Origin of the sequence: Aurantimonas sp. E1-2-R+4 (genome assembly GCF_036549515.1) — a bacterium.
In the GTDB taxonomy this organism is placed as follows: Bacteria; Pseudomonadota; Alphaproteobacteria; order Rhizobiales; family Rhizobiaceae; genus Aurantimonas; species Aurantimonas coralicida_A.
On record NZ_JAZHLK010000024.1, the window covers coordinates 17,227 to 38,361 of the forward strand.

The 21,135-nt window shown below is 66.3% G+C and carries 20 protein-coding genes; 11 read left to right on the forward strand and 9 right to left on the reverse strand.

Annotated features, from left to right (window positions below):
* Window positions 1-179 precede the first annotated feature (179 nt).
* Together pimC and VQ045_RS12285 are read left to right on the forward strand one after the other, a co-directional pair.
* Window positions 180-1,382: a pimeloyl-CoA dehydrogenase large subunit gene (gene pimC / locus VQ045_RS12280; protein ID WP_331830307.1), complete on the forward strand. Its 1,203-nt coding sequence runs from the start codon at window positions 180-182 to the stop codon at window positions 1,380-1,382.
* 55 nt (window positions 1,383-1,437) lie between these two features.
* Window positions 1,438-2,586: an acyl-CoA dehydrogenase family protein gene (locus tag VQ045_RS12285; RefSeq protein WP_331830308.1), complete on the forward strand. Its 1,149-nt coding sequence runs from the start codon at window positions 1,438-1,440 to the stop codon at window positions 2,584-2,586.
* A gap of 29 nt (window positions 2,587-2,615) precedes the next feature.
* Here the strand turns inward: VQ045_RS12285 and VQ045_RS12290 are convergent, their stop codons facing one another.
* On the reverse strand, window positions 2,616-2,903 hold the full coding sequence (locus tag VQ045_RS12290; RefSeq protein WP_327625523.1) for a BrnA antitoxin family protein: 288 nt from the start codon (window positions 2,901-2,903) through the stop codon (window positions 2,616-2,618).
* On the reverse strand, window positions 2,863-3,135 hold the full coding sequence (locus VQ045_RS12295; protein WP_327625522.1) for a BrnT family toxin: 273 nt from the start codon (window positions 3,133-3,135) through the stop codon (window positions 2,863-2,865). The genes VQ045_RS12290 and VQ045_RS12295 overlap by 41 nt, the downstream gene beginning before the upstream one ends.
* Before the next feature lie 268 nt (window positions 3,136-3,403).
* Between VQ045_RS12295 and ggt the strand changes: the two genes are divergently transcribed.
* Window positions 3,404-5,167: a gamma-glutamyltransferase gene (ggt, locus tag VQ045_RS12300; protein WP_331830309.1), complete on the forward strand. Its 1,764-nt coding sequence runs from the start codon at window positions 3,404-3,406 to the stop codon at window positions 5,165-5,167.
* Between the two features lie 12 nt (window positions 5,168-5,179).
* Here ggt and pncB read toward each other — a convergent pair whose 3' ends face one another.
* Window positions 5,180-6,484 (reverse strand): nicotinate phosphoribosyltransferase, encoded by a 1,305-nt coding sequence (pncB, locus tag VQ045_RS12305; protein WP_331830310.1) that lies wholly within the window; start codon window positions 6,482-6,484, stop codon window positions 5,180-5,182.
* 340 nt (window positions 6,485-6,824) lie between these two features.
* Between pncB and VQ045_RS12310 the strand changes: the two genes are divergently transcribed.
* The 4 genes from VQ045_RS12310 (at window position 6,825) to VQ045_RS12325 (ending at window position 10,368) form a co-directional block, all read left to right on the forward strand.
* A complete protein-coding gene (locus VQ045_RS12310; RefSeq protein WP_331830311.1) occupies window positions 6,825-7,505 on the forward strand; it encodes a glutathione S-transferase family protein in 681 nt (226 codons plus the stop codon).
* Between the two features lie 101 nt (window positions 7,506-7,606).
* Entirely contained in the window at window positions 7,607-8,317 is a 711-nt protein-coding gene (locus tag VQ045_RS12315; RefSeq protein WP_331830312.1) for a class I SAM-dependent methyltransferase, read from the forward strand.
* A gap of 10 nt (window positions 8,318-8,327) precedes the next feature.
* Window positions 8,328-9,728, forward strand: a complete 1,401-nt coding sequence (locus VQ045_RS12320; RefSeq protein ID WP_331830313.1) for an amidase — start codon at window positions 8,328-8,330, stop codon at window positions 9,726-9,728.
* Window positions 9,729-9,927: 199 nt separating this feature from the next.
* Window positions 9,928-10,368: a MarR family winged helix-turn-helix transcriptional regulator gene (locus VQ045_RS12325; RefSeq protein WP_331830314.1), complete on the forward strand. Its 441-nt coding sequence runs from the start codon at window positions 9,928-9,930 to the stop codon at window positions 10,366-10,368.
* 33 nt (window positions 10,369-10,401) lie between these two features.
* Here VQ045_RS12325 and VQ045_RS12330 read toward each other — a convergent pair whose 3' ends face one another.
* Window positions 10,402-11,718, reverse strand: a complete 1,317-nt coding sequence (locus tag VQ045_RS12330) for an NAD(P)H-dependent oxidoreductase (protein ID WP_327625514.1) — start codon at window positions 11,716-11,718, stop codon at window positions 10,402-10,404.
* Between the two features lie 124 nt (window positions 11,719-11,842).
* Window positions 11,843-12,397 (reverse strand): sugar transferase, encoded by a 555-nt coding sequence (locus VQ045_RS12335; protein WP_331830315.1) that lies wholly within the window; start codon window positions 12,395-12,397, stop codon window positions 11,843-11,845.
* 150 nt (window positions 12,398-12,547) lie between these two features.
* Between VQ045_RS12335 and VQ045_RS12340 the strand changes: the two genes are divergently transcribed.
* From VQ045_RS12340 to VQ045_RS12350, 3 genes are all read left to right on the forward strand, one after another.
* Window positions 12,548-12,742 (forward strand): hypothetical protein, encoded by a 195-nt coding sequence (locus VQ045_RS12340; RefSeq protein WP_331830316.1) that lies wholly within the window; start codon window positions 12,548-12,550, stop codon window positions 12,740-12,742.
* A gap of 133 nt (window positions 12,743-12,875) precedes the next feature.
* Window positions 12,876-14,153: a 5-aminolevulinate synthase gene (gene hemA / locus VQ045_RS12345; RefSeq protein WP_331830341.1), complete on the forward strand. Its 1,278-nt coding sequence runs from the start codon at window positions 12,876-12,878 to the stop codon at window positions 14,151-14,153.
* A 48-nt stretch (window positions 14,154-14,201) separates the two neighbouring features.
* The gene (locus VQ045_RS12350) at window positions 14,202-14,579 is read left to right on the forward strand and encodes a cupin domain-containing protein (protein ID WP_327625511.1); all 378 of its coding nucleotides are present in this window, start codon (window positions 14,202-14,204) and stop codon (window positions 14,577-14,579) included.
* On the opposite strand, the gene VQ045_RS12355 is transcribed toward VQ045_RS12350, so the two are convergent.
* The 4 genes from VQ045_RS12355 to mscL all read right to left on the reverse strand — a co-directional run bounded on the left by VQ045_RS12355 (window position 14,547) and on the right by mscL (window position 17,453).
* Window positions 14,547-14,735, reverse strand: coding sequence for a hypothetical protein (locus tag VQ045_RS12355; RefSeq protein WP_331830317.1), 189 nt, complete (start codon window positions 14,733-14,735; stop codon window positions 14,547-14,549). The two genes, VQ045_RS12350 and VQ045_RS12355, sit on opposite strands and share 33 nt — an antisense overlap.
* Window positions 14,736-14,737: 2 nt before the next feature.
* A complete protein-coding gene (locus tag VQ045_RS12360) occupies window positions 14,738-15,736 on the reverse strand; it encodes an AbrB family transcriptional regulator (RefSeq protein WP_331830318.1) in 999 nt (332 codons plus the stop codon).
* Window positions 15,733-16,902, reverse strand: a complete 1,170-nt coding sequence (locus VQ045_RS12365; RefSeq protein ID WP_327645669.1) for a pyridoxal phosphate-dependent aminotransferase — start codon at window positions 16,900-16,902, stop codon at window positions 15,733-15,735. The genes VQ045_RS12360 and VQ045_RS12365 overlap by 4 nt, the downstream gene beginning before the upstream one ends.
* A 113-nt stretch (window positions 16,903-17,015) precedes the next feature.
* A complete protein-coding gene (mscL, locus tag VQ045_RS12370) occupies window positions 17,016-17,453 on the reverse strand; it encodes a large conductance mechanosensitive channel protein MscL (protein ID WP_253962464.1) in 438 nt (145 codons plus the stop codon).
* Window positions 17,454-17,632: 179 nt separating this feature from the next.
* Between mscL and VQ045_RS12375 the strand changes: the two genes are divergently transcribed.
* Window positions 17,633-21,094: a hybrid sensor histidine kinase/response regulator gene (locus tag VQ045_RS12375; RefSeq protein ID WP_331830319.1), complete on the forward strand. Its 3,462-nt coding sequence runs from the start codon at window positions 17,633-17,635 to the stop codon at window positions 21,092-21,094.
* Window positions 21,095-21,135: the final 41 nt, after the last annotated feature.

Below are 21,135 nucleotides of genomic sequence, written 5' to 3' on the forward strand. Positions count from 1 at the left end.
CGCAATTGCAGCGATCCCGGCGCAGCAAAGGCCGGCGGTTATCCGGGCCGCATGGGTGGCCGGATCTCGTTGACACCACGCTAGGGCGGCGTCACATCTGAGGCAAATGGCGGACCGTGGTTTTTCGCGATCCGCGCATTGCCCGCGCGCCGTCGCGGCCGGAACGAAGGACCAAGCCCATGGATCTGCGATTCACCGAGGAAGAGACGGCGTTCCGCGACGAGGTCCGCGCCTTCATCCGTGATCATGTGCCGGAGGACGTCACCGCCGCGCTGCACGATGGCCGCTCGGTCGGCAAGGACGTGATGGTGCGCTGGACCCGCATTCTCAACGACAAGGGTTGGTCGGTGCCACACTGGCCGGAAGCGTTCGGCGGCACCGGCTGGTCGCCGGTCCAGCAGTACATCTTCCAGGACGAACTGCAGCAGGCGCCCGCCCCGCAGATGCTGCCCTTCGGCCACAACATGGTCGGCCCGGTCATCTACACCTTCGGCAACGACGCGCAGAAGGCCAAATTCCTGCCGCGCATCGCCAATCTCGACGACTGGTGGTGCCAGGGCTTTTCCGAGCCGGGCGCCGGCTCCGATCTCGCCGGCCTGACCACGAAGGCCGAGAAGGACGGCGACCATTACGTCGTCAACGGCCAGAAGACCTGGACGACGCTCGGCCAATATGCCGACTGGATCTTCTGCCTGGTGCGCACCGACCCGGCCGCGCCGAAGAAGCAGATGGGCATCTCCTTCCTGTTGATCGACATGACGACGCCTGGGGTCACCGTCCGCCCGATCCAGACCATCGACGGCGGCCACGAGGTCAACGAGGTGTTCTTCGACGATGTGCGCGTGCCGGTCGAAAATCTGGTCGGCGAGGAAAACAAGGGATGGGACTACGCGAAATTCCTGCTTGGCCACGAACGGGTCGGCATCGCCCGCGTCGGTGGCTCCAAGGAGCGCATCCGCCGCCTCAAGGAGATCGCCAAGCTGGAATTCGCCGGCTCCGTACCGGTCTGGGAGAACCGCCGCTTCCGCGAGAAGGTCGCGGCGGTGGAGATCGAGTTGAAGGCGCTGGAGATGACCCAATTGCGGGTGCTTTCGGCCGAGGCCAAGCGCGCCCACGGCAAGCCCGATCCCGCCTCATCGATCCTCAAGATCAAGGGCTCCGAGCTGCAGCAGGCGACCACCGAGCTGTTGATGGAGGCGATCGGCCCCTACGCCCTGCCCTACGAGCCGTCGCGCGAAGAGGGTCGAAACGAGCCGCCGGTCGGGCCGGACTACGCCGCGCCGCTGGCGCCCGGCTATTTCAACTACCGCAAGGTGTCGATCTACGGCGGCTCCAACGAGATCCAGAAGAACATCATCGCCAAGGCGATCCTCGGCCTCTGAACTCGACCCCGGCACGACCAGCCGCGCCCCAGCCTTTCACGCAGGACACAAACGCATGGATTTCGACCTCTCCGACGAACAGGCCATGATCAAGGACTCGGTCGAGCGCCTGATCCTGGATCGCTACGGCTTCGAGCAGCGCAACGCCTACCGCGCCGAGGAGCCCGGCTTCAGCCGCGATATGTGGGCGGCCTTCGCCGAACTCGGCCTGACGGCGGTGCCTTTCGCCGAGGATGACGGCGGCTTCGGTGGCGGGCCGGTCGAGACGATGATCGTCATGGAGGCCTTCGGCCGCGGCCTCGTCGTCGAGCCCTATCTGGCCTCGATCGTCATGGCCGGCGGCGCTATCCGCCATGCCGCCAGTGCCGAACAGCGCGCCGCGTGGGTGCCGGGCCTTGCCGACGGCTCGATCCGCCTCGCCTTCGCCTTCGCCGAGCGGCATTCGCGCTATGATCCCGCCTTCGTCGCGCTGAAGGCCAAGCCGGACGGGGACGGCTTCCGACTCTCCGGCGAAAAGACGCTGGTGCTACACGGCGACAGCGCCGATGGTTTCATCGTCACCGCCCGCACCAGCGGCGCGCCCGGCGAGGAAGCCGGCATCGGCCTCTTCTATGTTCCGGCCGGGGCGAGCGGCCTGTCGCGCCGGGGCTATCCGACCCAGGACGGCATGCGCGCGGCGGAACTGAGCTTCGAGGCCGTGTCCGTCCCGGCCTCCCATGTCCTGGGCGATCCGGCGGGCGCCTTTCCGGCGATCGCGCGGGTCGTCGACGAGACCATCGCCGCGCTCTCGGCCGAAGCGGTCGGCTCGATGGCGCGGATGCACGAACTGACCATCGCCTATCTCAAGGAGCGCAAGCAGTTCGGCGTGCCGATCGGCGATTTCCAGGTGCTCCAGCATCGCGGCGCCGAAATGTACATGGCGCTGGAACAAGCCCGCTCGATGATGCTCTACGCCACCATGAACGCCGCAGAGCCGGACGCTGAAACGCGGCGCGAGGCCATTTCAGCAGCGAAGGTGCAGATCGGCCGCTCGGCGACGTTTATCGGCCGGAACGCGGTGCAGCTGCATGGCGGAGTCGGCGTGACGATGGAATACGAGGTCGCCCACCACTTCAAGCGCACGGCGATGATCGATCTCGCCTTTGGGGATGCGGATCATCATTTGGAGGTGTTGGCGGAACAGGGCGGGTTACGGGGGCTGTAGGGGCTGTCGCGCGCCCGATGAGGCGCCCGCTATCCCCGCCGGACCAGTTCCTTCAAGGCATCGTTGATCCGCGACTGCCAGCCGGGACCGGTGGCGCGGAAATGCCGAACGATCTCGGCGTCGAGCCTGAGCGTCAGCCGTGTCTTGGGGTTTTCGGAAGGCGGCCGGCCACGCCCCCGCGCAACGGTGCCGGTTGCGGGCCGAATGACCTTGCCGCCTTCGGCCAGTTCGGCCCGGTCGAACATGGCGTCCGTCCACGCCGGTGCATCGTCCTGATCAACCCAGGCGACGACGGATTTTTTGGGCTTCACGGTCATGGCAGTGCCTCATGGATATGACGTGGCGGACGTCTTCCCGCGGTGTCCAAACGACCATGACGACCCGGCCGTCGAGAACGCCGTAGGTCTGAAACCGGGTCTCGCCGTAATCTCGGCGATCATCCTTGAGCGTCAGCGTGCGGCCCGCGAACACCCGCTCGGCCTGCATGAAATCGAGACCGCGTTCGCGCAACGTCGTCTCGCGCTTCGCGGGATCGCAGGTGATCCTCACGTCATTTTATGTAGCGACATTTATTCACCAGATCAAGGGACTTCATGGGAGCTCAAGATAGCCCACGCCAGGGGCTACACGGCCTTCAGCATCCCACCATAGACGAAACAGGTCGAGCCGACCGGGTTTGCTTGCCCCGTGCGAACATCGGACGACGAAGATGATCGCAAGTTCGGCGGGGCTCGCGACCGAAGCGTCCGGCCCGGGCTTTGCACCGCCGCGCGACTGGCCTAGGCTCGGCCCCGATCAGCCAGGAGAGGATGCGCCGATGTCCAGGATACCCCTTGCCGCCCTGCTCTGGCTCAGCCTCTTTTTCCCGTCATTTGCCTTTGCCCAGGAGCAGGCCACCGACGCGATCCAGCCGGAAATCGCGTCCGAGGCCGGCGCAAGGACACTGGTCAGGGCCGACAAGCAGATGGTGGCCGCCGCCAATCCGCTCGCCGCCGAGGCCGGCATAAACATCCTGCGCCAGGGCGGCAGCGCCATCGACGCGATGGTCACCGTCCAGCTCGTCCTCGGTCTGGTCGAGCCGCAATCGTCGGGTCTCGGCGGCGGCGCCTTCCTGGTCTATTTCGACGCCGGCGCCGGCAATCTCACCAGTTTCGACGGCCGCGAGACGGCGCCTACTGCGGCGACGCCGAAGCTGTTTCTCGACGATGCCGGCCAGCCGCTGAAATTCTACGACGCGGTCGTCGGCGGCCGCTCGGTCGGCACGCCGGGCACCGTGAAGCTGATCTTCAAGACCCATGAACGCTACGGCAAACTGCCATGGAAGGATGTCGTCCAGCCGGCAATCGACCTCGCACGCAACGGCTTTGAGGTCTCGCAACGCCTCAATGACCTCGTCGCCGAGGACAAGGAGCGCCTCGGCCGCTTTGCGGCGACCCGCGACTACTTCTTCGGCACCGACGGCGAACCGCTGTCGGTCGGCACGCTGCTGAAAAACGAGGCCTATGCGGAAACTCTTGAGACCATCGCCGAGAAGGGCGCGGAGGGCTTCTACGAAGGTCCGATCGCGCAAGCTATCGTCGAGACCGTGCAGAACGCGACAGACAATCCCGGCAAGCTCGCTCTGGCCGACCTCGCCGCCTATCGGGTGGTCGAGCGCGCACCGGTCTGCGTCGACTATCGCCAATACGACGTCTGCGGCATGGGGCCGCCCTCCTCCGGCGCACTCACTGTCGGACAGATCCTCGGCCTGATCGAACCGTCCGACATGGCCGCGCTCGGCCCGGCGAGCCCTGAGGCCTGGCGCCTCATCGGCGATGCCTCGCGCCTCGCCTTCGCCGATCGTGGCCGCTACATGGCTGACATCGACTTCGTGCCGATGCCGCTCAAGGGCCTTCTGGACGAGGCCTATCTGAACGACCGGTCGAAGCTGCTGGCCGGCGAGAGTGCGTTATCCAAGGATGCCGTCGAACCAGGCTCGCCGCCTTGGGATCACGCGATGCTGATGGGCGACGACATGGCGATCGAACTGCCCTCGACCAGTCATTTTTCGATCGTCGATGCCGCCGGCAACGTCGTCTCGATGACCACGACGATCGAGAACGGCTTCGGCTCGCGGCTGATGACCGGTGGGTTTCTGCTCAACAACGAGCTCACCGACTTTTCCTTCGAGACCCATGATGAGGATGGCCGGCCGATCGCCAATGCCGTGGCGCCCGGCAAGCGGCCGCGCTCATCGATGGCGCCGACCATCGTCCTAAAAGACGGCAAGCCGGTCATAGCCATCGGCTCGCCGGGCGGCAGCCGCATCATCGGCTATGTCGCCCAGGCGCTGATCGGACTGATCGATTGGGACATGGATGTTCAGGAAGCGGTCGCGATGACGCATCTGGTCAATCGTTTCGGCACGTTCGATGTGGAGGAAGGCACGTCCGCCGAGGCCCTCGCCCAGCCGCTGCGCGATCTCGGCTTCGAGGTCGAGGCGCGCGAACTCACGTCGGGCCTGCACGGCATCGTCATCGGCCCGGACGGCCTGCTGGGCGGCGCCGACCCGCGCCGCGAGGGTGTCGCCATCGGCGATTGACGAACAAGGCCCTCACACCGCCAGTGCGCGCTCCGCATAGGCGGCCTCGCCAAACACCCGGCGATAGCGGGCGATTGCCGCGGGTTCGCCGCTGGCCTTTGCGGCATTGTCCGACAGCTTTACCGCCGGCCGGCCATTCGCCGAGACCACCTTGCAGACCAGCGAGATCGGGTCGAGGCCGCTCATCGGCTCCGGCGCCGTGCCGCGGAAGTCGTTGGTCAGATTGGTGCCCCAGCCGAAGCTCATGCGCACTCGGCCCTCGAAATGCCGGTAGGTCCGCTCGATCGTGTCGGAATCCATACCGTCGGAAAACACCAGCAGCTTTTCGCGGGGATCCTCGCCCATTTGCTTCCACCAGGCGATGATTTCCTCACCGCCCTCGATCGGCGGGGCGGAGTCGGGCCGCAAGCCGGTCCACTCCGCGAGCCAGGCCGGCGCGTTCTTCAGAAAGGCCGGAGTGCCGAAGGTGTCGGGCAGGACGATCAGGAGATTGCCGCCGTAATAGCTCTGCCACTCCTTCAAGACGTCGTAGGGCGCCCGGCGCAATTCCTCGTCGCTGTCGGCGAGCGCCGCCAGCACCATCGGCAGCTCGTGGGCGTTGGTGCCGATCGCTTCCAGGTCGGTTTCCATGGCCAAGAGCACGTTGGAGGAGCCGATCAGCCGGTCGCCCAGCCCTTCCTTCAGCGCTTCCACGCACCAGCGCTGCCACAGGAAGGAATGCCGCCGGCGGGTACCGAAATCGGAGATGCGCAGATCGGGGAGCGCCTGCAATTGCTCGACCTTCTGCCACATCTTGGCTTTGGCGCGGGCATAGAGGACGTCGAGCTCGAAGCGCTTGAAATCCTTCATCGCAGCGCGCGAGCGCAGTTCGTTGATGATCGCCAGCGCCGGAATCTCCCACATCATCGTGTGGGTCCAGGGCCCATGGAAATACAGCTCGAACTGGCCGTCGACCCGGCGCAGTTCGTATTCGGGCAGCCGGAAATCCTCCAGCCACTCGAGAAATTTCGGGCGGAAGATCTGTCGCGTACCGTAGAAGGTATTACCGGCCAGCCAGATCATCTCGCGCTTGGTGAAGGAGAGCGAGCGGGTATGGTCGAGATGCTCGCGCAGTTCCCCCTCGTCGATCACCTCGGCGAGACGCACGTGCTTGCTGCGGTTGTTCAGCGCGAACGTCGCCGCGACATCCGGATGCAGCCCGTGGATCATCTGCAGCATGAGCAGCTTGTAGAAATCCGTATCGAGCAGGCTGCGCACGATCGTGTCGAGCTTGAAGGTATGGTTCCAGACGCGCGTCGCGATGTCGGTCGCAATCATCTTCGGCTCCTCTCATTCGCGCCGCGTCGAGGCGGATACGCTGCCCTGCCCTCCAAGAGGGTCTGCCGTTGCGAATGACAACGTTTCAGCCGTTACAGGAGAACGCGACGCGGATAAAGCGACCCCTGCCGCGGCGGCGCGATCATCGTGAACGGATCGTCGTCCTTGTCGTGGGGCTCCGCCAACCCAGCCTGGCGAAGGCTGAACATGGCGCCGCGCCGTCGTCAAACCGTTCAGCGGCCTCCGGGGTCACGGCCGATCCGCTTGCCTCACCGCCCCGAATGGTGTCGAAACGCCGTCACGTCACGATATTCGCTCAGATCGCGATACAGGAGATCCAATGCTGAAATTCCACTTCCACCCGACGCCGAACTCGATGAAGATCGCGCTGTTCCTGAAAGAGGCCGGCCTCGATTACGAACTGGTGCCGGTCGACACGCTGAAGGGTGAACAGCACCAGCCGGCCTTCCGCGCGATCAACCCCAACGGCAAGCTGCCGGCGATCGAGGATAACGGCAAGCGGGTGTTCGATTCCAACGCCATCCTGCTCTATCTCGCCGACAAGCATGGCCAATTCGGCGGCAAGCCGGAGGACCGGGGTGAGCTGTTGTCCTGGCTGATGTTCGTCGCCACCGGCCTCGGTCCGTATTCGGGTCAGTCGGTGCATTTCCGCACGGCGGCCAAGGGCAAGTCCGATTATGCGGAGAACCGCTACACGCGCGAGGCGCAGCGCCATTACAAGGTGCTGGACGACCACCTGGCCGGCCGGGAATTCTTTGTCGGTGACAGCTACACCATCGTCGACATCGCCGCTTGGGGCTGGATCGACCGGGTCGCCAACGTGCTCGGCGAAAATGGACTCGTCACCTATCCAAACCTCAAGCGCTGGTTCGATAGCGTCAACGCGCGCCCGGCCGTCGCCGAGGCGCGGCAGATCGCCAAGGACGTCTCCTTCAAGTCGGAGCGCGACGAAGCCGCGCTGCGCGCCTTGTTCCCGTCGAACTACGCCGAAACCGCCTGAGACGGACCATCGGATGCCGCCCCTCGCCCTGTCGGGGGCGGCGGTCCATCCGAGCGACCGGGAGACGGTAAGCGCTCTCACCCACGCCGAAGGGATCCGCCATGCAACCACCCACCGCGCTCAACGCAGCCTTCGCAGCGGGCGACACCGCCGCTGTCATCACCGAAACGCTGGCCATGGACGGCGCAACCACCGTCGTCGACATCGGCTGCGGCCATGGCGGCCTTGCCAAAGCTCTGACGGCGCGTGGCTTTCGCGTCACTGGCATCGACCCTGGCGAGGCGGCGATCGAAGCGGCCCGAACGGCTGCGCCCGAGGCCGACTTCGTGGTGGCCCCCGGTGAAAGACTGCCCTTCGCGGACCACAGCTTCGACGCCGCCGTATTCCTCAATTCCCTGCATCATGTGCCCAAGGCCCGGATGCTCGATGCGCTCGGCGAGGCCGCACGCGTCACGCGGGCAGGCGGCACCGTTCTCGTCGTCGAACCGCTCGCCGAAGGACCGTTCTTCGAGGCGGTGCGCCCCATCGATGACGAGACCAACATTCGCGAGGCGGCGAACCGCGCGGTGGCGGATGCCTGCCGGGATGGCCGGTTCGAGCTGCGCGGCAACGTCGTCTTCGAGCGCAAGGAACGCTTTGCCGACGTGGATGCGTTCATCCGCCGGGTGGTGTCCGTCGATCCGACCCGCGCGGCGACGGTCGAAGCCAAGCGCGGCGAGGTCGAGCGCCTGTTCGCGGCGAAGGCCACAAAAGATGAGGGCGCCAACATCTTCGCCCAACCGCTGAGGGTCTACTGGCTGCGCAGACCATGAGCGTTTCCCCATGACGGATCTCAGCGACATTCCGGCCAGCGACCTACTCGCCATGTTCCGCAGCCGCGAAACGTCCCCAACGGAGGTCTGGGCCGACGTCGAGCGCCGCATCGCGGCCTGGGAGCCGTCGATCGCGGCGCTCTGGGCCTACGATCCTGAGAGCGCCCGGGCGGACGCGGCGGCGGCCACAGAGCGCTGGGCCAAGGGCGCGCCGAAAGGTCCGCTCGACGGCGTGGCGGTCACTATCAAGGAACTGATCGCGACAAAGGGCGCGCCGGCGCCCAACGGCACCGCGGCGACGACGCTCGTTCCCGCGCCTGAAGACGCGCCGCCGGCGGCGCGGCTGCGCGAGGACGGCGCGATCATCTTCGCCAAGACCACCTGCCCCGATTACGGCATGCTGTCGTCGGGCCTGTCGAGCTTCCACAAACTGTCGCGCAATCCCTGGGACATCCGGCTCAATCCCGGCGGCTCCAGTGCCGGCGCCGCCGCAGCAGCCGCCGCCGGCCTGGGGCCGCTGCATCTGGGTACCGACATCGGCGGCTCGATCCGCATTCCCGCCGGCCTCACCGGAACGGTGGGCTTCAAGCCGAGCTACGGCCGCGTGCCGATCGATCCAACCTATATCGGCCGCGTCGCCGGACCGATGACCCGGACCGTTGCCGACGCAGCGCTGATGATGGCGACGCTATCGCGGCCGGACGTCCGCGATCCGACCGGCCTGCCACCATCGGCGATCGACTGGAGCGACTTCACGCTCGACCCGAAGGGGCTGCGGATCGGCGTCATGGCGGAGGCTGGATGTGGCCTGCCCGTCGACCCGGACGTCTCGGCGGCGCTCGCCGATTGCACGCGCGCCCTGGAAGAGGCTGGCGCCGTCGTCGAACCGATACCGGGAACCCTCACCCGCGCCATGCTGGACGGTTTCGACCACTTCTTTCGCGCCAGGTTCTGGGCGACAATGTCGGCCCTGCCCGACGACAAAGGCGCGATGGTGCTGCCCTATATCCGCGAATGGGCGGCCGGCGCGGCGGTCCTTTCCGGCACCGATGTCGCCGAGGCCTTCGACCAGATCCAGGCGATCAAGGCGGCCGCCGCGGCCCCCTTCGTCCGGTTCGACGCCATCCTCTCGCCGGTCAACCCGCAGGCATCCTGGCCGGCCGAATGGGCCTCGCCGATCGACGATCCCGCCCGGCCGTTCGAGCACATCGCCTTCACTCTGCCGTGGAATGTCGGCGAGCAGCCGGCGATCAGCATCAACGGTGGGTTTACCGGATCCGGGCTGCCGATCGGCGTACAGATCGTCGGACCGCGCTATGCCGACGGCTTCGTTCTCAAGCTGGCAGCCTTGTTGACCCATGCCGTCGATGCCCAGCCGCGTTGGGCGAGCCTGCATCCTTCAGCCGCGTGACCGTCCGAGCTTCGCAACGGCCTGGTTCAAAAGCCTTTGATTGTCCCAAGTAATGGATCGTTCATCTCTTCGGCGGGTTCCTGGCGCTTTTCCGGCAAGATCGCGCCGACGCCCGCCCATTCCGGACGGCATCAGATTGAACATTCCTGCGCTTCCGCGATAAGACGCAGGCGTAATTCAACGACGATGGCGCGAATTTTTGGACACGGACCCGGTTACCACTGCCGATTTGGCCGGACTGCTCGAACAGATCGCGCGCCGGCTGCACTCGCAGGGCTATGCCTCGCAGCTGTTTCCGGCCCAGTGGGCGGCGCTGCGCTATGTCCAGTCGGCGCCGCCGCACTTGCGCACGGCGATCGATCTCGCCCGCTTCCAGGGCCTCGCGTCGGGTGCCGTCGCGCGCACCGTCCGCACCCTGATCACCAAGGGCTATCTCGCCAAGCTGGGCACGATCGGACGCGGCCGCGCCGAACAGCTGGAACTGACCGATCGGGGCGTCGTCCTTTTGAAGAAGGACCCCCTGCAGTCCATCGCGGCCGCGCTCGAGCCCCTGAGCGAGAACGAGCGCCAGATCCTGGCGAAAGGTCTCGATATCGCGATCCGCTCGACGATGGCGGGGGACAGGCCGGACGCCTCTTGACCCGGATCGAACGGCCCGGCGCAATCTGGATATTCAGTCGGCGAACCGGCCGTCGGCCGCGTCGAGTTCGGCCCGCATCCTTGTGACGAGCAGGCTGTCGTCGGGCGCGCAATTGTCGTGGGTGACAAGCTCCCCGGCTTTCACCGGCCGCGCCACCGTCGCCTTCTCGACCAGGCCGAGCGGCAAGGCCCGCCTGGCGCGCGCGTCGTCCCAGGTCATCGCATAGCCACGATAGTCGGCCTCGCCGATCCGCCCCAGCATCTCGCCCGGCTTCAGATCGCGCTTGGCGATGGCGCCGCATTCGGCCACCGGCCGATCCACGGGCACCATGTCCGGACGGCGATACATCACGGCGCGGGCCGCCGACAACGGCGTCTCCAGACTGGTCAGATGAAACGGCCGGATCAACGCAAAGCACGGGCCCGGGCCGACCTTCAGATCCGCCATCCGCTCGATCGCGCGGGGGTGGCGCGGCTTCACGACACAGAAGACGCCGGGCGCGACCCCCTTGCCGATCGTGTAGTCGACGCATCCGGTCTTCGACAGGATGCCGCCATCCTCGGCCGTGCACAGCACCTGGCCAAGATTGTCACCCGTCGCTTCCGGGCCGTGCATGCCCGGCACGTCCGGCTTGAGGCCGGTGCAATTGGCGATGGCGGTCATCTCCACCATCGTCTTCGAGCCGTCTATAAACTCCACCAGCATGCGGGCGTTCATGTCCCGCTGCCGCGCCTCCTCCTCGTATTCCTCGGGAATGGCGGAATGGCGCAGCGGATTGTTCTTGCCCTTGCCGGCGGCAACCACCTCCATGCCGAGACTCTGGGCGAACGAGATCAGCTCCAGCGTCGAGGCAGGTTCGTCGCCGGCCGATCCGGTATAGACCACGCCGGCCTCCCGCGCCTTGCGGGCGAGCAGGCGGCCGACGGTGATGTCGGCCTCGACATTCAACATCACGATGTGCTTGCCGTTGCGGATCGCCTCCATCGCCAGGAAGGTCCCGACCTCCGGGCTGCCCGTAGCATCGACGACGACGTCGATGCGGCCGGCCGCGCACAGCGCGCCGAGATCGTCGGTCACGGCGATTTGACCGGCCTCGATCGTCCGGTCGATGTCCGACGCGCTAGCCGCGACGACGCCATGATCGTCGCTGTAGCCCGCCATGGCGATCGCCTGCATTGGCCGCCGGGCGCTGTTCGCCGCGACGGCGCCGACGCGGATTCCGGTCATCAGCGCGATCTGGACGACGATGTCCGTGCCCATCTGCCCGGCCCCGGCCAGACCAATGGTCACCGGTCCGTGCCGGTCGGTGTAGGCGGCGAGCTCGGCGGCAAAGCCGATGCGTTCGATCATGAGGCAGACAGTCCTAAGGTGGCGGCCCCGCAAGGCGGAGTGTGCGCGTTCTAGAGCAACATGGGCTCCGATGGAATTGGCTCGCGCGACGCAGAGGCAACCATACCAGGGCCGGCCGGTTCCCTCACTGGGCGACCCTGTCGCCGCGGCCGCTGCCGGTAACGGTTCGCAGGATCAGGACGAGGTCGCCGACGAAGCTGCGCTCCGCGACATAAGTGGCATCGATCTCGGCGAGCCGAACGGGGTCGGACATGTCGACACCCATCACCTGCGCCTTGCCCGTGATACCCGGCCGCACCTCGAGGACGCCGCGTCGTTCCCGCTCGGCGATCAGTACCGTCTGCGACGGCAGGCAGGGGCGCGGCCCGACAAAGCTCATCTCGCCCTTGAGAACGTTCCACAATTGCGGCAGCTCGTCGAGCTTGAAGGCCCGCAATCGCCGCCCCAGCGGGGTCACAGCCGCGGCGGGCGTCTCGTGGGAAGCGGCGGATTTGGTCGCCCGATGCATGGTTCGCAGCTTGTAGCAGACGAAGGTTCGACCCCGCAGACCGACCCGCTCCTGGGCGAAAAGGCCAGGACCGTCGCTGTCGCGGCGCACGAGAATGGCGAGGACGCCGATCAGCCAGCCGAGCAGGATCAGCCCGACAAGGCTGGCGAAGAGGTCGAACAGTCGTTTCATCACAGCTTCCGCGAGGCGCAGGGACCGCTCTTGCAGCGAAACCCGGCCATGGTCCTGACAAGACTGCGCCGGAGTATCGGAGTCGACACAGAGGAAATTGACGGCGCCCCGCCCCTGACACTATCGAATGAGGCTGGCAAGAGGTGGATCATGAGCGACGGCGATACGGCGGGCGACAAGCAAAAATCAAGGCGGCAGCAGCGGCTGGAGGCGCAATTGCGGGAAAATCTCCGCCGGCGCAAGGAGCAGGCCCGCGCGCGCCGTGACGAGAGCGCGGAGCGAGATCCGGCCGATGCCGCGGAAACCGGCCCCTCCTCCGCTCCGCAGGATGAGCCCAACTCGTGACGGTTCGAGGCGACCCGCCCGGTCGCTTGACCTTGGTCAATGTCACGTTCCTCGGACTCCCGCATCATGCTGGCGGGACGTGGACTTTGCGCCATGCCGCATTTAGAACCGTTCTGATAAGGAGTTCGCGATGATCGATTACCAGAGCCAGTTCGAATCGGCGATCGAGGCGTTGCATGCCGAAAAGCGCTATCGGGTGTTTGCCGATCTCGAACGGATCGCCGGGCAATTCCCGAAGGCGCTCTGGCGGCATGACGGCAAGGTTCGCGAGATCACTGTTTGGTGTTCCAACGACTATCTCGGGATGGGCCAGCACGCCGACGTGATCGCGGCGATGACGGCGACCGTCTCGGCGATGGGCTCCGGCGCCGGCGGCACCCGCAACATCTCCGGCACCAACCATCCGCTGGTCGAACTCGAGCGCGAACTGGCCGATCTGCACGGCAAGGAGGCGGCGCTCGTCTTCACCTCCGGCTTCGTCTCCAACGAAGCCTCGATCTCGACCATCGCCAAGCTCCTGCCGAACTGCCTCATTTTCTCCGACGAGTTGAACCACGCCTCGATGATCGAGGGGGTCCGCAAGGCCGGAACCAGGAAGCAGGTCTTCCGTCACAATGATATGGAGCATCTGGAAGAGCTGCTGAAAGCCGCCGACCCGGCACAGCCGAAGCTGATCGTCTTCGAGAGTGTCTATTCGATGGACGGCGACATCGCGCCGATCGAGAAGATCGTCGAACTCGCCGAATACTACAACGCCATGACCTATATCGACGAGGTCCATGCGGTCGGCATGTACGGCCCTCGCGGCGGCGGCATCTCGGAGCGCGACGCGCTCGCCCAGCGCATCGACGTGATCGAGGGAACGCTGGCCAAGGCCTTCGGCGTCCTCGGCGGCTATATCGCCGGCACCAAGGCGGTCATCGACGCGGTGCGTTCCTACGCGCCGGGCTTCATCTTCACCACGGCGCTGCCGCCGGCGCTGGCGGCGGCGGCGACCGCCTCGATCCGCCACCTGAAGACCAGCCAAGCTGAGCGCGAGGCGCAACAGCGCCAGGCCGCTCAGGCCAAAAGCGTGCTGCGCGGCGCCGACCTGCCGGTGATGGAGTCCGACACGCATATCGTTCCGCTGGCGGTCGGCGATCCCGACCTGTGCAAGAAGGCCAGCGACCATCTCTTGCAGCGGCATGGAATCTACATCCAGCCGATCAATTACCCGACAGTGCCGCGCGGCACCGAGCGGCTGCGGATCACCCCGACGCCATTGCATTCCGACGCTCTGATCGCGACGCTGAAGGACGCGCTGGTCGAAACATGGAAGACCGTCGGCATTCCCTTCGCGACCGAGCGGCCGGCCCATGCCGAACGCTCCGCGAAGGTGACGCCTCTGGTCGTTTCGCAAGCCGGCGGCTGAGCCCCGGCTAGAAAAGGCTTCGTCCAACCATCGTTGCGGGGTATTTTGATGAAAGTCTCGCTCGATCATTTCCTGGGAAAGCTGCCGCTGCCGGCCACCGCCGAATGGCCTGATGGCGTCTTTCATGCCGAGGCCCTGTCCCACGGCACCATGACGCTCGAGATCTTCGCGCCGCGCGGCGAGGACCGCCAGCGTCCGCACAGCCAGGACGAGCTCTACATCATCGCGTCCGGCCAGTCGGATGTCGTCAGGGACGGCGAGCGCGGACATGTCAGAGCCGGCGACGCGCTGTTCGTGCGGGCCGGGACGGAGCATCGCTTCGAGGGGATGTCCGACAACTTCGTCACATGGGTGGTCTTCTGGGGACCACCGGGCGGCGAGGCGCCGGCGCCCTCACCCTCGGTCTTCGCTGCCATCGACGCCTGACAAGCGTTCTTTCTCGTCGATGGGGGGCGCGACCGTGTCGCCCGGTCGCGCGCGGCGCTTCGCGAGCAGGGGAACCACCATCGCGATGCTGACGAAACGCACGACATGATGGGCCGCCACATAGGCAGGATCGACGTCGAACTGGAATGCCAGCACGGTCANATGCTGACGAAACGCACGACATGATGGGCCGCCACATAGGCAGGATCGACGTCGAACTGGAATGCCAGCACGGTCAGCGCCTCCAGAGCGCCAGGCGCATAGGCGAGCGCCACCTTTCCAAAGCCGATTCCGAGCGCCACCACGGCCACAGCCGCCGCCGCCGCGGAGACGACCAGCCCGATCGCAAAGGACCCGATGGCGGCCGGAAGCAGCCGCGAAAACGCCGTGATATTGATCCCCTTGAGCCGCGAACCGATCAGCGTGCCGAGAAGAACGAGGCTCGGGATCGCGAGCACCGGTGGAATCGCCACCGTCGAAACGCCGCCGACGTGCAACGCCCCGCTGCCGATCAGGGCGCCCAGCATCATCCCGCCGGGCAACCGGATCAGATGACCGGCGAACGCAACCAGTGCGCATAGGCTGAAGAGCACGGCGTAGTCGGCGAGAGTCCCTTCCGCGCCGCGCGCCATTGCAACCACGTCGGCGCCGCCTTCCAGCCAAGCGAGGATCGGCGTCAGGGCACCGATCAGAAAGAGCAGCCGGACGCTCTGGACGATGGTGATCCGGGTGAGATCGGCTCGGGTTTCGGAGGCGGCGGCCAGCACGAAGGACAGTGCGCCGGGAAGCGAGGCGAACAGGGCGGTGTCCTTGTCCCAGCGCAGCACGCGATGCAGGAAGGCGTGGGTCAGCACGATGACGACGCCGACTCCGAGCATCTGGACGGCGAAGGACAGCGGCCAGATGGCGATCTGCTCCAGCACGTCCGGCGTCACCCCGGAACCGGCCTGGACGCCAAGAACGAAGAACGCCAGCGTGCGCAATACCTGCGGCAGTTCCGTATCGAGCCCGGCGATGCTCGCCGCCGACACCGCGAGCACCGGTCCCAGCAGCCAGGCGACCGGCAGACCGAGCGCCGAGGCGGCAAGGCCGCCGAGTCCGGCGAGGGCGAGCGTTGCGAAGCGATGCGAGAGGGTGCGACCGTCGACGGCTCTCACACCGCCCGGCCGATCCAATCGACGAGACGGTCGGCGGCAGTTTCCACCTCGTCCAGCCGGCGATGGAAGCAGGCTCTGAGAAACCGATGGCCGGATTGGCCGAAGGCGGTGCCGGGCGCGAGTACCACCCCGGCCTCGTCGACGATGCGAAAGGCCGCGGCGCGGGTATCCGCGATGCCGTCGATGGCAAAGAAGGCGTAGAACGCCCCGTCAGGCGGCGTCATCGACACCCGGTTGGTGGCCAGGAGTCGCGAGGCGAAAATCTCCCGCGCTTCGGCAGCACGAGCGATCTGGCTTTCCACGAACGCCTCACCTTGTTCCAAGGCTGCGAGCGCCCCGCGTTGCATGAAGGCAGCAACGCCCGAAGTCGAATATTGAATGAGGTTCTCGATGATGTCGCCAAAGGCGGCATTGGTCTCGATCCAGCCGACCCGCCAGCCGGTCATCGCCCAGTTCTTTGAGAAGGAATTGACGAAGACGATCCGATCGTCCTCCTCCATCACATCGTGAAACGATGGCGCCCGTCCGCCGGAATAGTAGAAGCGGCTATAGATCTCGTCGGCGATGATGAAGATTCCGGCATCACGGGCGATTTCCAGGATGGCGCGCAATGTCGCCTCGTCGGCCGTCCAGCCGGTCGGGTTGGCCGGCGTATTGACGAACACTGCCCGGGTCTTCGGGCCGATCGCATCCTTGAATTTCTGCAGATCCAACTGCCAGCCCGCCTCGGTCCAGTCGAGCGCGACCTCGCGCGCGACCGCACCCTGGAGCTCGGTCGCCGCCGCGAAATTCGGCCAAGCCGGGCCGAAGAAGACGACTTCGTCGCCGGCCCCAGCGAGCGCCGCCAGCGTGATCTGGATCGCCTGCATCCCCGAACCGGTCACGAAGAAGCGATCCGGCAAGGACGGTCGTCCGTAAAGCCGCGCGGTGTAATCGGCGAGCGCCTGGCGCAATTCCGGCAACCCCCGCTGCCAAGTGTAGAAGGTCTCCCCGGCCTTGAGGCTCGCCGAGGCGGCGGCGCAGATGAAATCCGGCGTCGCGATATCGCCCTCGCCGGCCCACATCGGGATCAGCCCCTCACGCTCCCGCGCATAGTTGATCACGGCGACGATGCCGCTTTCCGGTGCCGCGACCGCTTCGCGCCGCAACTGGGTAAGATCGCTCATGGTTCGGCCTTCAAGGACGGAGATCGCGGCGCGACAACTTCGCGGATTTCGCCATCGCGCCTCGCGCGCGCCGCGTCAATCCCTTCGCACCGCTTACGGATGATCGGCTGGGCTCACGCGCGCGGCGCTCTGTCGGTAGCGACCGCCATCAAATCCCGGATTTCCTCGAGCAATTTTTCCTGACGCGGCACCTTGGAGACTTCGACAGGCTTGGCCTCTTCCTTGCGCTGCATCCGGTTCATGCCCTTGACCACGAGGAACAGGATGAAGGCGACGATCAGGAAGTTGATCGTCAGCGTCACGAACTTGCCATAGGCGAAGACCGGCCCCTGTTCGCGGGCGGCCTCAAGGCTCGTCGCGGTCACGACGGAGGACAGGGCGACGAACTTGTTGGTGAAATCGACGCCGCCTGTGAGGACCGCGACCAGCGGCATGAACAGGTCGCTGACCAGTGAATTGACGAGGCCGGAAAACGCCGCCCCGATGATGATGCCGATCGCCAGATCGACCATGTTGCCCTTGAGGGCGAATTCCTTGAATTCCTGAAGCATTCTTCGTCCTGATATCGACGGCGTGATGTCGCGCGGTTGCGCGCGATCATACAAACTCGCCGCGCCGACACAATCGGCATGACCGGCGGCATTCTCCCCGCCATATCTGGACTTGCGGCGGTCCCGGTGGTTTTGTTCGCCGACAGACGGCGGACCTCATCCGCCGTGGGAGGCTGGATTTGAACAGCGGCATCATCGTCGTCACGGCGATCGCCTATCTGCTTTTGCTGTTCGCCGTCGCCTGGTGGGGCGACCGGCGGGCCGCGGACGGCCATGCGAACCAGAGCCGGCCTGGCGTCTACGCGCTCAGTCTCGCCGTCTATTGTACCTCCTGGACCTTCTTCGGGTCGGTCGGCGTCGCCGCGCGGGACGGGCTGTCTTTCCTGGCGATCTACCTCGGTCCAATCCTCGTGTTCCTGCTCGCGCCGGCCTTCATCGAACGGCTGGTCCGGCACGCCAAGGCCGAGCGCATCACCACCGTCGCCGACTTCATCGGCTCGCGCTACGGCAAGAACCCTTCGGTCGCGGCCCTGGCCACGCTGATCGCCATCATCGGCACGGTCCCCTATATCGCGCTGCAGCTCAAGGCGATTTCGACCAGCGTCGCCGCGCTGGTCGCCCATTATCGCGCGACCCCCGAGATGCCGCCGCTGTTCAACGACCTCGCCCTGCTGGTCGCGACCGTTCTCGGCATCTTCGCAATTCTTTTCGGCACCCGTCATGCCGACGCCACCGAGCACCAGGACGGTCTCGTCCTCGCCGTGGCGATGGAATCGATCGTCAAGCTCGCCGCCTTCCTGGCGATCGGGATCTGGGTCACTTTCGTGCTGTTCGAGCCCGGCGAACTCTGGAGCGCCGCTCTGGCAAGCCCGGCCGTGACCAGCGCCTTCAGCTCGGAAATCGGAGGCCGCTTCCTCGCGTCGATGGGCCTGAGCGCGCTGGCCATCCTGCTGCTGCCGCGGCAGTTCCATATGACCGTGGTGGAAAACCGCACCCGCGACGAAATCCGCCGCGCCCGCTGGCTGTTTCCGCTCTATCTCGTTCTGATCAACATCTTCGTCGCCCCGATCGCCGCCGCCGGCCTGATCAAGCTTGGCGGCACGGTCGATGCCGACCTCTACGTGCTGTCGCTACCCCTGTCGCAGGGTCAGGACGCCCTGTCGCTCGTCGCCTTCATCGGCGGCCTCTCGGCGGCGACCGCCATGGTCATCGTCGCCAGTGTCGCGCTGTCGATCATGATCTCGAACGACCTCGTCCTGCCGTGGCTGCTCAAGCGCCGCGGTCCCGGCATCGACACCCGCCAGGACGAAACCCGGCTGATCCTCAACGTGCGCCGTTCGGCGATTCTCGTCGTGGTGTTCCTGGGATACGGCTATTACCGCTTCGCCGGAACGGGCAGCGGTCTTGCCTCGATCGGGCTCCTGTCCTTCGCCGCCATCGCACAGCTCGCCCCGCCCTTCCTCGCCGGCCTGTTCTGGAAGAGGGCGAATGCACGCGGCGCCATGGCCGGGCTCATCGCCGGCATCCTGATCTGGGCCTATACGCTGCTCCTGCCGGCGATCCAGGCGCCGGCGGTCACCGGATCCCTTGCGGCAGCGGCCGCGGCCACACCCGACATCGATCCGCTGCTGTTCGGCTGCCTCGCCAGCCTTCTGGCCAATATCGCCTGTCTCGTCATCGGCTCGCTCAGCCGCCCGGCGACCCCATTGGAGCGGATTCAGGGCGCTATCTTCGCGGCCAAGGACGCCGGCCCGGCCGCCGGCTTGCGCCGCACCCGCTCCGGCGTCAGCGTCGGAGAGCTGACGGCAACCATCGCGCGCTATCTCGGCGCCGAGCGCACCGAACGATCGCTGGCGCGCTTCGCCGAGGAGGAAGGCCGAACGCTCGACGCCAACGCGACCGCCGACAGCGCGACGATCCGCTTCTCCGAACAGCTTCTGGCCTCCGCGATCGGCTCGGCCTCCTCCCGCCTGGTCCTGTCGCTCCTGTTCCAGCGGCACGCCGATTCCAGCCGGTCGGCGCTTCGGCTCCTCGACGACGCCTCCGAAGCGCTGCAATACAATCGCGACCTCTTGCGGATCGCGCTCGATCAGGTCGACCAGGGGCTGGCGATCTTCGATTCCGACTATCGGCTGACCTTCTGGAACCGCCAATTCCGTGATCTGGTCGGCTTGTCGCCGGATTTCGGCCAGATCGGCACGCCCTTCACCGTCGTGCTCGACGAGCTGCTCGACGCGGGCGAGATCGATCGCGAGGAATACGAGGTGAGCTTCGAGAGCCTGACACGCGCCCCGGCCTTGCGCCAGATCGGCCTGAAACGCTCCGGGCGGGTCCTGGAGTTCCGCGCCAATCGGATGCCGGAGGGCGGGTTGGTGGCCACCGTCTCCGACATGACGGAGCGCGTCATGCAGGCTGCGGCATTGCGCGAGATGAACGAAAACCTGGAGGAACGGGTTCGCGTCCGCACCGGCGAACTTCTGAACGCCAACAACGAACTCGCCAAGGCCCGTCAGGTGGCCGACGCGGCCAATCTCGGCAAGACGCGGTTTCTCGCCGCCGCCGGACACGACATCCTGCAACCGCTCAATGCCGCGCGGCTCTATGCGGCCGCGCTTCAAGAGCGTCAGGACACCGGTGCCGGCCGGGAGATCGCCGCCAATATCGGCTCCTCGCTGGAGGCCGTCGAGGCGATCATCGGCGCGGTACTCGACATTTCCCGTCTCGAGGCCGGGGGAATGCAGGCCAAGGTCGAGGACTTCCCGCTCGACCGGCTACTGCGCCAGATCGAGACCGACATGCGGCCGCTCGCCGAGGAAAAGGCCATCGTGCTGCGCTTCGTGCGCACCAGCGCCGCCGTCCGCTCGGACCGTAACCTGCTCCGACGCCTGATCCAGAATCTCGTCTCGAACGCCGTCAAATACACACGGGCGGGCAAGGTCGTCGTCGGGGTCCGGCATCGGGTCGGCGGCAGCGTCGACATCGAGATCGCCGACAGCGGCATCGGCATCCCCGCCGACAAGCTGGAAACGATCTATCAGGAGTTCGTGCGGCTCGACGAAGGCAGCCGGACCGCCCGCGGGCTCGGCCTCGGCCTGTCCATCGTCGACCGCATCGCGCGGGTTCTCGACCATCCGGTCGAGGCGACCTCGGAGCATGGGCGGGGAACCCGCTTCCGCATCACCCTGCCGGTCGCCAAGGCCAAACCCGTGCTGCTGACCGAAACGCCGCTGCTACCGGCGCGGTCCGGCCTGGCGCTCGGCGGCACGCGAGTGTTGTGTATCGACAACGAGGTCGCCATCCGCGAGGGGATGCGCGTCCTTCTCACCGGTTGGGGTTGCGAGGTCGAGGCCTTCGGCTCGGCGGATGAGGCCGTTGACCTGCTCTCGAAGCGAGGCATCCTGCCGGATATCGCCCTCGTCGACTACCATCTCGATGACGGCAACGGGCTCGACGCCATCGGCCTGCTTCGCGCGGCGCTCGATCCGCAGCTTCCGGTGATCCTCGTCACGGCGGACCGGTCGCCGGACCTGCGCGAACAGGCCCTCGCCATGGACGTCGATGTGCTGACGAAGCCGCTGAAGCCTGCCTCCCTGCGAGCAGCGATGGGCCGCAAGAGCAGCCGCCGCGAAGCGGCCGAGTAGCCGAGCCTGGCGCCAGGCCCGAGCCCGACACCTGGCCTCGG